Raw genomic sequence first — 13,423 nt, forward strand, 5'->3', positions numbered from 1 at the left:
GATTCGATTGTCGGACTGGCAGGAATCCAGCACAATTTCATTTTTATGGATTCAGAGTCCAGTTTTTGTTCATTCACAGGACGCCAACATGGACACCCGCTTCCTGGACAGCTTCCTGATCGCCGCCGAATGCGGCTCCCTGGCCGAGGCCGCCCGGCGCATGAGCATCACCCCGACGGCCATGGCTCAACGCATCAAGGCGCTCGAGCGCGAACTGGGCGTGCCGTTGCTGGTGCGGTCGGGCCGCGTCGTGCGCATGACCGAAGGCGGCGCGCGTCTGCTGGATCGGGCGCGGGAATTCCAGCGCAATCTGCGCGACCTGAAAGCCAGCGTGTCGGCCGACGGCCTGCCGGGCGGCTTGCGCATCGGCACCTTGCGCACCACCCTGTCCACCGTCATGCCGGATCTGCTCGAATACATCGCGCAGCGCTACCCGCTGCTGGACGCCAAGCTGGAGATCGCCGCGTCCCACGAGTTGTTCCATCAACTGGGCGCCAGCAAGATCGACGCGGCGCTGGTGGTGGAGCCGCCCTTTGCGCTGGCCAAGTCCTTTACCTGGCGCACCCTGCGGGTCGAACCGCTGGTGCTGCTGGCGCCGGCCCACCTGGCGCACGAGGATCACACGACCCTGCTGGCGCGGGAACCCTTCATCCGCTACGACCGCCGCACCTGGGGCGGGGACCTGGCCGAACGCTACCTGCAGCAAAAACGCATCCGGCCCCAGGAACGGTTCGAACTGGATTCGCCCGATGGCATCCGTGCCCTGGTGGCGCGCGGCCTGGGCGTGGCGCTGGTGCCCAATTGCTTCCGGCCCGAGACCACGCCGTCCAACGTGGCGTTGATCACGCTGCCCCGCAATCGGCTGGCCCGACGGCTGGGGCTCATCTGGCCGACCCATTCGGTGTACGGACGGCTGTTCAGCGAAATGTCCGAACGGTTCGGAACCAGGTAGGGCGCAACATACGGCACGAACCCGGGCGGCCGGCCACGCCGGCAATGTGGTTTTACGCCGACGGCCCCAGGCAGAATCACCGGCTGACGTTTACCTTAATCGGCAGCGTGACACTATTCGAAGTTATAGTGATAGTGTTTCTCATTCAATTCCCAATGCGAGGATTCCGGCGGCTGCCGGCACCGTGCACGACGCGAAGCCTTTCCGTCATGCCATCACGGTGGGCCGCTGCCTGCTCGCGAACCTTACCAACGAGACATCCATGACCGTCAAACCGATTCTTGCTTCCTTGCTGCTGGCGCTCGGCGCCGGCGCCGCCCAGGCCCATCAGGTCTGGATCGAACAGCCCGCCAATGGCTCGGCTGTGCTGCGCTTTGGCGAGTTTGGCGAGAACCTGCGCGAGACCTCTCCCGGCCTGCTCGACAAGTTCGGCAAGCCCACGGCGCTGCGCATCTCGTCGCAAGGCCAGCAGCCGCTGACCGCCACCAAGTCCGCGAACGGTTTCGTGCTGTCGGGCCGCGCCGCTGCCGGCGAAAGCCTGGTGGCCGAAGATGCACGCTACCCGCTGTATTCCATGAAGCAGGGCGACAAGGAAATCAAGGGTTGGTATCACCCGGCCGCGCGCTACCTGACGAACACGAACGAGCAAGCCCCGTCGCTGACGTTCGACGTGGTGCCGACCGGCAAGGCCGGCGAATTCAAGGTGGTTTTCAAAGGCCAGCCGCTGCCCAAGGCCAAGGTATCGGCCGTCGTCCAGTCCGGCTGGATGAAGGAAGCCGTGTCCGACGAACAGGGTCTAGTCACCTTCGACATGCCCTGGAAAGGCACCTATGTGCTCGAAGCCAGCCACAACGACCGCACCGCGGGCGAACGCATGGGCGACGCCGGCGCCGAGAAATATGACGTCGTCAACTATGTGACGTCGGTCACGTACGCCAAGCCCACGGGCGCCGCCGCGGTGCCGGCAGGTCCCGCCGCCAAGCCAGGCAAGTGATATGAACGCACGGGTTCGCAAGGTCATCGGCGTCGGGCCGCTGCTGTCGCGTATCGTGGCCGCGCTGTTTGGCGGCTACGCGCTGGCCGCGCTGTGCAGCGTCGCGGCCGTGGCCCTGCCGATGGCGCGAAGCGAAGCCGTGCTGACCGGCATGCTCGCGAGCTTCGTGGTGTATGTCTGCGCAGTTGTTTGGGTGTTCGCGGTGCGGTCGGCAACGCGCGCCTGGGTCGGACTGGTGATCGCGGCGTTGCCGCTGTCGCTGGCCGCATGGTCGGTCTGGAAATGAGCAGCACGATGTCAACAGAGTCAACCGTCGCCCCGGTGGGCGATGCAGCCCACGCGGGCAAGCCGTCCAAGGCAGCCAAGGCCGTCTCCCCCGCCAAGGCGCCCGGCATCCGGCAGACAATGTCGGACCTGCACACCTGGACGGGGCTGCTGGCCGGCTGGATCCTGTACGCGATGTTCCTGACCGGCACGGTCAGCTACTTCAAGGACGAGATATCGCAGTGGATGCGTCCCGACGTACCGGCGCAGGCGCAGGTGGCCGACCCGGCCAAACTCGCGCCGCGTCTGGTCGAAACCATGGGCAGGCTGGCGCCGACCAGTCCGCAATGGAGCATCGGCTTTCCCGATGAACGCAGCCCGACGGCCAATGCCTTCTGGCGCGGCGGCAAGCGCTTCGAAAGCGCCACCTTCGATCCGGTCACGGCGCAGCCGATCGAAGTGCGCGATACCGAGGGCGGTGACTTCTTCTACCGCTTCCACTTCCAGCTGCACTACATGCCGACGCTATGGGGCCGGTGGATCGCGTCGATCTGCGCGATGTTCATGCTGGTGGCGATCGTGTCCGGCGTCATCACCCATAAAAAAATCTTTGTCGACTTCTTCACCTTCCGATGGGGCAAGGGACAACGGTCCTGGCTCGACGCGCACAACGCGCTGTCGGTGTTCGGGCTGCCCTTCCATCTGATGATCACGTACACCGGGCTCGTCACGCTGATGTTGATGCTGATGCCCTGGGGCGGGGATGCCGCCTTCAAGGATCGCGGGGCGCGGCAGGCCCTGCAAAGCGAGCTGAGCGCCTTCGTGCCCGCCGGCAAGCCCAGCGGCGACAAGGCGCCGATCGCGCCCGTGGCCGACATGATCCGGCAGGCGCAGGATCGCTGGGGCCAGTACGGCGTGGGACGCATCACCATCAACAATCCCGGCGACGCCGCGTCGCGCGTGATGGTGGTGCGCGCCGACAACCAACGCGTGTCGGTCAGCCCGCAATACCTGCTGTTCAACGGCACCAGCGGACAACTGCTCGATACCAAGGACTCGGTGGGCGCCGCCGCCGAAACGCGTGGCGTCATGTACGCGCTCCATCTGGGCCGCTTCGGCGATTTGCCGCTGCGGTGGCTGTACTTCCTGGTCAGCCTGGCGGGCACGGCGATGGTCGGGTCGGGACTGGTGATGTGGACGGTCAAGCGCCGCGCCAAGCTGGCCCATCCCGACAAGCCCTACTTTGGTTTCCGGCTGGTGGAACGCTTGAACATCGCGTCGGTGGCGGGACTGTCCGTCGCCATGGTGGCCTTCTTCTACGGCAATCGCCTGCTGTCCGAGACCCTGGCCGACCGCAAGAATTGGGAAATCCACGTCTTCTTCGCGGTGTGGGGCGCCACCTTGCTGTACGCCATGGTGCGGCCCGCCAAGCGCGGATGGATCGAACTGCTGTGGCTGGCGGCGGCCTTGCTGCTGGCGCTGCCGGTGCTCAATGCCGTCGTGACCGACCGCGGTCTGTGGAATAGCCTGGTGGCGGGTGACTGGGTATTCGCAGGCTTCGACCTGGCCATGATCGCGTTCGCCGCGTTGCATGCCTGGCTGGCCATCCGCACCACGCGCCACAAGCCCAAGATCAAGCCGGTCCGCAAGACGGCGGCGGCCGCTGACGACGCGGCCCTGCCGGCTCGACGCAAGGGCAGCGCGGCGCTGCCGCAAGGCGCTGGAGCGGCCGCGGCCGGGTCGGCGCCGTTGCCAGGAGCGTCCCTGGGGGCGGCGTCCGGATCATCGTCCGCGTCGCGGTCGGGCGGGATGTCTGGCTCCCCCGAACGGGCATGCCAGGCGTGGAGGGCGCGCGATGAACCAGGTCTGGGTATTCATCTTCTGCCTGCTCGCCTTCGCCTGCCTGGCGCTGGGCATGGAACGGCCACAAGAAGACCTGTTCGGACGTCACCTGTCCCGGCGGTCCATCACCTGGCTGCGCATTGCCGGATGGGTGCTGCTGGCCCTGTCGCTGGGCGTCACGCTCGACCAGGAGCGGTGGGCCGTCGGCCTGGTGGCCTGGTTCGGCTACCTCAGCGCCGGCGCTGGCATCGTCTTCCTGGCGCTGGTGGCCTGGAATCGCCTGCGTCAACCCGACGCCAAGGCCGTGCGCCGCTAGGTCGGCATTCCCGCCACCGCGTTGGCGATCCGCGCTGGCCTGCCAGGTGCGCGTCCACCCCGGCGGGCAGCAAGCCCACACTCAACGGGCGACAGGCCTGACCTGCAACGGGCGCAGGCCTGACCTGCAACGGGCGCAGGCCTGACCTCCAACGGGCGCCAGGCCCACCCCAACGGGCCACGTCCAACCGGTTGTTGGCGTCAACCATCAGAAACCGCTAGATCGCTGTCCCGGCTTGGTCTATTCTCGATCGGGTCGCACGCGCTCGTCCATGCCCATTGGTTGACGCGCGCAATCATGTGATCCCTCAGCTTCACCCGCTTTCGCCTCACCACTAACGACAAAAAATAAAAACTAGATTTGGGGACTCAGTGCCAGAAGTGTTTCACCCTCTTTTTCGGCAAGGAGTATTCGATGTCTTGTGTTTTGTCCCGACCCGTGGCGCGTGCCACGGTAGTGTTGTCTTGTCTGGCATGGGGCGCGACGTCGGCCGTGTTGCCCGTGTTTGCGCTTGCGGCCGATGTGTATCCGGCCCGGCCCGTCACCATCCTGGTAGGTACGCCGGCAGGCGGCCCGGTCGACGTCTCCGCACGGATTGCCGCCGAAGGCCTGGCCAAACGCTGGGGCCAGCCTGTTGTGATCGAAAACAAGGTGGGCGCCAGCGAAGGCATCGCCGCCTCGCAGGTGTCGCGTGCGGCGCCCGACGGCTACACGCTGTACGTCTCGTCCACCAACCCGTTCACCAACAATCCTTTCCTGTTTCTCAAGCTGGGCTATGACCCGGCCAAAGGCTTCGCCAGCGTCGGCGGGATCAGCGAGATTCCGATGGCCTTCGTCTCGAACCCCAAGGCGCCGTTCCAGTCCATGGCATCCCTGGTGACCTATGCCAAGGCGCATCCGGGTGAACTGTCGTGGGCCAGCGCGGGCGTGGGCACCATGAACCACGTTGCCGGAGAATGGGCCGCCGCCGACGCCGGCATTAAGGTCGTCCAGGTACCTTACAAAGGCAGCGGTCCGGCACTGACCGCCGTGGTCTCGGGTGACACGCCTTACGGCGTAGTGTCACTGGCCCAGGCATTGCCCTTCGTCAAGAACGGCGCCGTGCGCATGCTGGCAGTGACGACGGGCAAACGCACGGCCATGGCGCCGGACGTCTCCACGGTAGCGGAGGCTGGCGTGCCCGGGTTCGATCTGGCCATTCGCACGGTCATGACGGCGCCGGCCGGCACGCCCGCCGCCATCATCGACAAGCTCAATGCCGACCTGAACGCCGTGTTGCGATCGCCAGAGGTGCAGGCCAAATTCGTTGGACTCGGCGCGGACGTGATCGTGACCAGCCCGGCTGAACTGACGGCGCTGCTCGACAAGGGGCGCGCCGACATCGGCCGCGTGATCACCAACGCCGGCATCAAGCCCGAGTAAGGCGCGTCCGCATGCAGCGCATCCTGATCACGAACATCGGCGAGTTCTTCACTGGCGATCTGGCCGAGCCAATGAAAGCGGTGCGGTCCATTGCGATTGCCGATGGCCGCATCGAATCCTTCGATCCGTTGGACGGCGCTGCGCCTGCCGGCTATGACGTGGTCATCGACGCCGCCGGCAGTGCCGTCGTGCCCGGCTTGATCGACGGCCATGTGCACCCCGTGCTGGGCGAATGGACGCCCACGCAGGACGCGATCGGCTGGGTCGGCAATTACCTGCATGGCGGCACGACGACCATGCTGTCAGCGGGCGAACTGCATGCGCCCGGGCTCGACTACGGCGCGCTTACGCCTGACCTGGTCACGTCCTTGGCAGTGGTGACCGCATCCACCTTCGGGTCGCAGCGATGGAGCGGCGTGAAGGTCTACGCGGGCACCGTGCTGTTGGTGCCAGGCATGACCGAAAGCCACTTCGACCGGCTGGCCGCGGCCGGCGCGCGGCTGGTCAAGTTTCTGTTCTATCCGCTGGAACGCGATCGTGACGAAGCGCGCCGCTACGTGGCCTGGGCGCGGAAACGCGGCCTGCGCAGCAAGGTGCACACGGGCGGCGTCTCGCGGTCGGGGCTGAGCCAGATCTGCGGCTACGACACGCTGTCGTGGCTGCAGCCAGACATTGCCGCGCATGTGTCGGGCGGGCCGATCCCCATGAGCGATCACGATATCGATCGTGTGGTCGACGATCTGTCCATGACGCTTGAAGTGTGCTCATCGGGCAACTATGGATCGGGCTTGCGGCTGGTGACCCGGCTGCGCGAATCCGGACAGCTGGGCCGCCTTGCCCTGGGCAGCGACACCCCTGGGGGCACGGGCATCATCCCGCGCGGCATGTGGCGCAACATCCTTTTCCTGTCATCGGTATGCGGCGTGCCGGCGGCCGAAGCCGTCGCCATCGGCACTGGCAACACCGCCAGGGCGCACGGGCTGGATGTCGGCATCCTGGCGCCCGGGCGGCCGGCCGATCTGCTGATCTGCGGACCGGTGGAAGGCTCGGCTGGCACCACGCTGACCGATGCCATCACGCATGGCGATCTGCCCGGCATCAGCCATGTGCTGACGGCGGGCGAGATCATCGTGGCGGGGCGCAGCCGGCAGACGCCGCCGTCACGGCTCAAGCCCGTCATGATGTGCTGCGGGCAAGGCGTGGACTCGTCAAGCTAGAAGTTTTCACTTGAGCCTGCCGGCAGCGCGCCTATGCTGGGAGTTGGGCCGGGGCCTCATTCGCTGTCCCCCATCGTCGACCCACTTGAGTCGACCCACTTCATACACGGAGACCGTCCATGACCGAAGAAGAACGCGCCACCCGGATTGCGCTTGCCGCCTGTTACCGCCTGCTGGCCCATCACGGCGTGGACGACCTGACCTACAACCACCTGTCGGCGCGGGTACCCACCGCGCCCGACACCCTGCTCATCAAACCCACCGACATGATGTTTGGCGAAGTGACCGCGTCGTCACTCGGCCAGTATTATTTCGACGGCCGGCCGGTCAAGGATGACCTGCCCCGCCTTGCGGGCGGCGCGCTGGTCATCCATGCCGGCCTCATGCAGGCGCGGCCCGACCTCAACGCCATCTTCCACACGCACACCACCGCCAACATCGGTGTCGCGTCACAGGAGCACGGTCTGCTGATGATCAATCAGCATGCTGTCAAATTCCACAAACGGCTCGGATATCACACCTTTGGTGGCTACGAGTTCAACATGTCGCAGCGCGAACCGCTCATCAACAGCCTGGAAGGCTATCGCGCCATGCTGCTGCGCAATCACGGGGCCCTGGTATGCGGCCGCACCTTGCCCGAGGCTTTCGTCGACAACCACTACCTGGAATTCGCGTGCCGCGGCCAGATCGCCGCGCTGGCGGGCGGCGCCGCCTATACGCTGATCCCGGATGAGGTGGCCGCGTTCGGTGCATCGCAGGTCAACTTCGACGATCCCGAGAAGACGGGCGCCAAGGACTGGGCGGCGTGCATGCGCCTGGCCTACAAACTGGACCCGACCTTCGCGGACTGACGCCAACCCCCGCCCTGCCCGGAAGCTTGGGTTACGCTTGCCACTCACAGCAAGAGGCAAAGGGGGCGATCGGTCCATGACCCTGGAATGGCTTTCGGTCGGCCTGGAAGTGGCCGCCATTCACATCGCAGGCATATTCGCGGCGGGGCACGCGATCATGAACACCCGGACATCGCAGGGAGCGATCGCCTGGGCCGTTGCGCTGGTGGCGGTCCCCTACGTCACCCTGATTCCCTATCTGTTCCTGGGCCGCACGCACTTTGCGGGCTACGTGGACGAGGCCACGTTCGAGATCGCGCGCCGGTCCGCACGCGGGCTCAACGCGAACGAACCGGTGCTGCTGTCGTTTCGCGAGCAGCATCACCCGGCCATGGACCCCTCGCTGAACCGCTACCGCGCGGTCGAAAAGCTGATCGGCCAAACCTTTGTCGCGGGCAACGATGTGCATCTGCTCAAGGACGGCGACGCCACCTTCTCGGCAATTCTCGATGCCATAGCCACCGCCCGCGACTACATCCTGATCCAGTTCTTCGTGGTGCGCAGCGACCGGCTCGGCATGGCGCTGCAAGCCGCCCTGCTGGCGCGCGCGGCGGAAGGCGTCAAGGTCTACTTCCTGTATGACGGCATCGGCAGCCATTCGCTGGACCGCGGCTACATCGAGGCGCTCCGGCTTGGCGGCGTCGAAATCCATGCGTTCTCGATTCGCCGATTCCGCAATCGTTTCCAGTTGAACTTCCGCAACCACCGGAAGATCGTGGTGGTGGACGGCCGCCAGGCTTTCGTGGGCGGCCACAATGTCGGCGTCGAATACCTGGGCGAAAAGCCGCCGCTGGCGCCCTGGCGCGATACCCATGTTGCCATCCGCGGGCCGGTCATCGGCCAGATCCAGCGCACCTTCAGTGAAGACTGGTACTGGGTGACGCAGCAATTGCCGGCCGTGCGTTCGTCCATGGAACAGGCCGGCGACATGCTGTGTCTGGGCCTGGCCAGCGGGCCAGCCGACGCGCAGGAAACCTGTTCGCTGTTTTTCGTGCAGGCCATTCACGCCGCCAAGCGCAGGGTGTGGCTGGCGTCGCCGTATTTCGTGCCGGACTCGGCTGTCAGCGCCGCCTTGCGCCTGGCCGTGCTGCGAGGCGTGGATGTGCGCGTGCTGGTGCCGTCACGCCCCGACCACCTGACGGTGTTCCAGGCATCCTTGTTCCACACGTATGAAGCGGTACATGCCGGCGTCAGGGTCTACCGCTACCAGCCCGGCTTCATGCACCAGAAGGTCATGCTGATCGATGACGACACCGCGTCGGTCGGCAGCGCCAATCTCGACAACCGGTCGTTCCGCTTGAACTTCGAATTGAACGTGCTCACGGTCAGTCCGGCGTTCGCGTCGCAGGTCGAAGCCATGCTGCTGGTGGACTTCGCCCATGCAAGACAGGTGGCTGCCGACGAGTTCGCGGGCCTGACGCGGCTGCGCAAGGTGGCGATGCACGTGGCGCGGTTGTTTGCGCCGATCCTGTAGGCCGGAAAGCAGGACAGCAGGATGTCCCGACAACCGGACATCCAGACCTCCAGATATCCGAACATCCGGACGACCGGACGTTGATACGGCAGATCGGCGTCTTACCTCGGTCTGCCAAGTACTTTCCGGCTTACTTCTTCAGGAAGGCATCAACGGCCTGACGGCCCACGGCAGGATCATCGGTAAAGATGCCATCCACACCGGCGCGCAGATATGCGGTGATCTCGCCCGCGCTGTCCCCGCGCACGGTTGCGTCGGCCACCGGCGCTTTCTTGAAGCTCGCGGGCAGGAAGCTGTTCTCCGGGCGCAGCGTCCAGATGTGCATGGGCAGGCCGGCAGCCTTGGCATTGGCCACCAGGGCCGTTGGCGATCCCAGCGCGCCGTTGACCACCGGAATCACCAGCGTCTTGTAGGGGCCAATGCCATTGGCATATGACTTGATCGCCTGCAGGCCGGCCGGCGTGACCAGGTCGGCGTACGAACGCGTTTCGGCCGTGCCTTTTGCAATGAAGTCATAAGGCCGGCCGCCGTCGGAAATCAGCTGCGCCAGACGCACATTCGTCATCGTCCGCAGCTGCTGCAGGTTCGCCACTTCGAACGACTGCACGAACACGGGCGCATCCCGCGTCGTCAGCTTGTTCGCATTCAGCACCGCCACCAGCGGCGCTTCAAGCGGTTTGCCGATGCTCTGGAAATACGTCGGGTGCTTGGTCTCCGGGTAGACACCGATCGTACGGTTACGCTTTTGGGATTCCGTGCGGGCCAGATCGATCACTTCCTGGAAGGTCGGGATGGCGAATTGATTGTCGTAGCGGACATTGCCCGGGCGGATCGCCGGGATACGTTCGCGGGCACGCAGCGTCTTGATCTCGGCCAACGTGAAGTCTTCGGTGAACCAGCCCGTGATCGCGGTGCCGTCGATGGTCTTGGTTGTTTTGCGTGACGCGAATTCCGGGCGGTCGACGACGTCGGTCGTGGCTTCACGTACGGTGCCGTCGGCATTCAGGATGGCAATGGCGTTTTCATGCCGGGCGATCAGCACGCCGTCGCGGGTGATGACCAGATCGGGTTCGATGATGTCGGCGCCGTCTTCGATGGCCTGGCGATAGGCTTCCAGCGTGTGTTCCGGGCGCAGGGCCGACGCGCCGCGATGGGCCACCACGGTAGGTACCGGCGGCCAGTTCGCGCCGCTGGTTTCCCAGTTCTTGCTGTCGTCGTTGTCGTCGCCGCCGCAGGCGGTCAGGGTGACAAGCGACGCGCCAATGCCAAGCGCCAGCTTGCTGGTGGTGGTGAAGGATGAAAGAAAGGTCATGGAGCCGCCTGTTCGAGATGTTGTGTGAACGTCAGGTGCGTGATCCGATGGATTGCGCGAGCAGGTCGAGTGTGACGATTCTGCATGACAGGGCGGTGGCATGACTCCTGAAAAACGCATTCGGCCGACGCGGCCCGCGGTTCTCTAGGCCCGCGTCATCCGGCAGATTGCGACCGCTGCGCCGTGCACAGCAGCTCGACAGCATGCAGACCGACCGCGCGTGCCCGCTGATTCTGCAGGACGATCGCAGCCTGAGCCGCTTCCGCGTCTCGCTCGCGAATGGCGAGCAGCAGGCGTCGGAATTCATCGACGCTTTCGGCCGGACGCTTCGGATGATTCATGGACGACGACCACAGAAAGCCAAGGCGTGCATTGATCTGTCGGATGAATACCGCAAGCGGCTCGTTGCCCGCGCCGAGCGCAAACGCCTCGAACAGCTGATGTTTGCTCGCCCGGATGCGGGGGACCTCACGCGATGCCAGGGCGGCCTCGAATGCGTCGATGCAAGACTCGAAGGCATCCATGTGCGCAGGCGTGCCGCGCAGCGCGAACGACGCTGCAGCCAGTTTCTGCAGTGCGACACGGACCTCGTGCAATTCCAGGAATTGTTCCCGATCGATGGTGCGGATGACGGGCCCGCGATTCGGCGCCACGTCCAGCAGACCTTCGCCGGCTAGCTGCCTGATGGCTTCGCGCACCGAGGGCCGGCTTGCTGCGAAATGTTCGCAAAGCTGACGCTCGGTCAGCTTGTCTCCAGGCAGGTACACGCCTTCAGTGATCGCATCACGAATCCGGCTGATCAACGGCAGATTGTCAGACAGCGGGCTGTGTTCGTTCAATGTGGAAACGAAGTCAACGATGGGAGGTGTCATTGGCAGTGGGCAGGGTTGGCCGCCATTGTAGCGGGGACGGCCGGAAAATCGTTTCCAAGTTTTCACTAATGTCAGACAATATTTGATAAAACCCGCTTTGCGTGGCACATTGATGGCGTTTTGTAAGACAACTCGAAAACGCGTCCACGCGTTTCGCCTTGATGGAGACCTGTCATGTCCTCGATCCGCCCGCTGTTTGCCCGCCTTGCGGCCGTCCTTCCGCTCGTGGCCTGTGCCGCCTTTCCGATGTCAACCGTTGCACAGGCTTATCCCGATAAAGCCGTGCGCATCATCGTGCCGCATGGCGCGGGATCGTCGCCGGATGCCACCACGCGGCTGGTCGCGCAGCATCTGACTGAAAGGTTGGGTCAGTCCTTCGTCGTGGAAAACCGCGCCGGGGCGGGTGGCGTCATTGGCATGGGTGCTATCGCCAAGGCGGCGCCAGACGGCTACACCCTGGGCATCGGGCACATCGGAACCTTGACGATCAACCCCAGCGTGTATGCCAAGCTCCCCTACGATCCGGTAAAGGATTTCGTACCCATCATGCAGTCGGTCGAAACGCCGCTGCTGATGGTGGCGTCGGAGTCCTCCCCTTACAAAACCGTTGCCGATGTCGTTGCCGCGGCCAAGGCCAATCCTGGAAAGTTGACGTTCTCCTCCGCGGGCAACGGCACGGCATCGCATATGGCGGGGGAATACTTTGCGACGCAGGCGGGCATTTCATTGACCCATGTGCCATTCAAGGGCGCGGTCGACGCCTTGACGGCTGTGGCCGCCGGGTCCGTCGCCATCACCTTTGGCGGCCAGCCCGCTGCCTGGCCCCTCGTGAAGGCCGACAAACTGCGAGCGCTCGGCCTGACCGCCGCGTCGCGCGTGGCGGAGTTTCCGGAAACGCCCGTCGTTGCCGAGACCTTGAAAGGCTATGCGGTACTCGACTGGAATGGATTCATCGCGCCAGCGGGCACGCCCCAACCCATTATCGACAAGCTTCAGCGCGAGATCTCGGCCGTGCTTGCGCAACCCGATGTGATCCGGCAACTGCGTGGGCAGGGCGTCATTCCCGTCCCGAATACGTCGGCGGAATTTGCGGCCTTCATCGCCAGCGAACGGCAGAAATGGAGTCGCGTTGCCAAGGAAGTCAACATTCGTCTGGACTGATGCACAGGCGCCTGACCCAACACCGGCGCTCCCCGTCACTGCCTTTCAATGCGCCGCCGACCGAGACATTTTCATGAACGATTCCGACCTTCTCAATTCGCTGATTGCGTTGCTCAAGACCGGTTCAGCCGCTGCGGCCTATGAGTCCATCGGCAAACGGGGCGATGTGGACCCGGTCATTGCAGCGCTTGTGCCCGATGTGCTGTGCGTGGGTCCGGCGTTCACGGTGCGCGCCCATCCCAACCGGAGTGGCGGCATCAGCGCATCGATCGACCATGCGCCTCCCGGATCAGTGCTGGTCATCGACGTGGGCTACGACGCGGGCACCTGTGCCTTCGGCGGCACCGGGTCGCTGGCGGCCCAACTGCGCGGCATTGCCGGTTGTGTCACCAATGGCTATGTGCGGGACGTGGCGGAAATGCGCGCGTTGCGATTTCCGGTCTTCGCGCGGGGGTCAGTGTTCGGGGCGGTCGCAAGGAGCCGGCAGCGGAACGCGGGGTGCCTGTGACCATCGGCGGACAGGCGGTGATGCCGGGCGATCTCATCTGCGCCGATGATGACGGCGTGGTCGTCATCGCGCAAGACCATTTTCCGGCTCTCGAGTCCAGCTTGCGCGCCCGCCTGGCTTTCGAGAAAGAAGCCGATACCCTGGTTCGGCAAGGCATGTCTTACGCGCAAGCCGTTGCCAACAAACCCTGAACATTTCG

11 protein-coding genes and 2 pseudogenes are annotated in these 13,423 nt (G+C 64.8%); 11 read left to right on the forward strand and 2 right to left on the reverse strand.

Annotation, left to right across the window (positions count from 1 at the left end):
* Positions 1 to 88: 88 nt before the first annotated feature.
* The 9 genes and pseudogenes from ACNANG_RS13180 to cls all read left to right on the forward strand — a co-directional run bounded on the left by ACNANG_RS13180 (position 89) and on the right by cls (position 9,371).
* Complete coding sequence (locus tag ACNANG_RS13180) at positions 89 to 952, forward strand: LysR family transcriptional regulator (RefSeq protein WP_420223334.1); 864 nt, start codon at positions 89 to 91, stop codon at positions 950 to 952.
* A gap of 262 nt (positions 953 to 1,214) precedes the next feature.
* A complete protein-coding gene (locus ACNANG_RS13185) occupies positions 1,215 to 1,946 on the forward strand; it encodes a DUF4198 domain-containing protein (RefSeq protein ID WP_420223335.1) in 732 nt (243 codons plus the stop codon).
* A 1-nt stretch (position 1,947) separates the two neighbouring features.
* Positions 1,948 to 2,232 carry a DUF3649 domain-containing protein gene (locus tag ACNANG_RS13190; protein ID WP_420223336.1) on the forward strand — a complete coding sequence of 95 codons (285 nt, stop codon included), beginning with the start codon at positions 1,948 to 1,950 and terminating at the stop codon, positions 2,230 to 2,232.
* Positions 2,233 to 2,240: 8 nt separating this feature from the next.
* Positions 2,241 to 3,953: pseudogene (locus ACNANG_RS13195) on the forward strand (PepSY-associated TM helix domain-containing protein); the annotation flags it as partial.
* A 172-nt stretch (positions 3,954 to 4,125) separates the two neighbouring features.
* The gene (locus tag ACNANG_RS13200) at positions 4,126 to 4,368 is read left to right on the forward strand and encodes a DUF3325 domain-containing protein (RefSeq protein WP_420227540.1); all 243 of its coding nucleotides are present in this window, start codon (positions 4,126 to 4,128) and stop codon (positions 4,366 to 4,368) included.
* A gap of 414 nt (positions 4,369 to 4,782) precedes the next feature.
* Complete coding sequence (locus ACNANG_RS13205) at positions 4,783 to 5,790, forward strand: Bug family tripartite tricarboxylate transporter substrate binding protein (RefSeq protein WP_420223337.1); 1,008 nt, start codon at positions 4,783 to 4,785, stop codon at positions 5,788 to 5,790.
* Positions 5,791 to 5,801: 11 nt separating this feature from the next.
* Entirely contained in the window at positions 5,802 to 7,007 is a 1,206-nt protein-coding gene (locus ACNANG_RS13210; protein WP_420223338.1) for an amidohydrolase family protein, read from the forward strand.
* Positions 7,008 to 7,126: 119 nt separating this feature from the next.
* Positions 7,127 to 7,858, forward strand: coding sequence for a class II aldolase/adducin family protein (locus ACNANG_RS13215; protein WP_420223339.1), 732 nt, complete (start codon positions 7,127 to 7,129; stop codon positions 7,856 to 7,858).
* 76 nt (positions 7,859 to 7,934) lie between these two features.
* Positions 7,935 to 9,371, forward strand: coding sequence for a cardiolipin synthase (gene cls, locus ACNANG_RS13220; RefSeq protein ID WP_420223340.1), 1,437 nt, complete (start codon positions 7,935 to 7,937; stop codon positions 9,369 to 9,371).
* Between the two features lie 130 nt (positions 9,372 to 9,501).
* Here cls and ACNANG_RS13225 read toward each other — a convergent pair whose 3' ends face one another.
* Positions 9,502 to 10,683: a glycerophosphodiester phosphodiesterase gene (locus ACNANG_RS13225; protein WP_420223341.1), complete on the reverse strand. Its 1,182-nt coding sequence runs from the start codon at positions 10,681 to 10,683 to the stop codon at positions 9,502 to 9,504.
* A gap of 155 nt (positions 10,684 to 10,838) precedes the next feature.
* Entirely contained in the window at positions 10,839 to 11,663 is an 825-nt protein-coding gene (locus ACNANG_RS13230) for a GntR family transcriptional regulator (protein WP_420223342.1), read from the reverse strand.
* Positions 11,664 to 11,729: 66 nt separating this feature from the next.
* On the opposite strand from ACNANG_RS13230, the gene ACNANG_RS13235 reads away from it, so the two are divergent.
* Both ACNANG_RS13235 and ACNANG_RS13240 read left to right on the forward strand, forming a co-directional pair.
* Complete coding sequence (locus ACNANG_RS13235; protein WP_420223343.1) at positions 11,730 to 12,716, forward strand: Bug family tripartite tricarboxylate transporter substrate binding protein; 987 nt, start codon at positions 11,730 to 11,732, stop codon at positions 12,714 to 12,716.
* A 73-nt stretch (positions 12,717 to 12,789) separates the two neighbouring features.
* Positions 12,790 to 13,415, forward strand: a pseudogene (locus ACNANG_RS13240) (RraA family protein).
* Positions 13,416 to 13,423: the final 8 nt, after the last annotated feature.

The sequence above is a fragment of the Pigmentiphaga litoralis genome (assembly GCF_048632615.1).
GTDB lineage: Bacteria > Pseudomonadota > Gammaproteobacteria > Burkholderiales > Burkholderiaceae_B > Pigmentiphaga > Pigmentiphaga litoralis_B.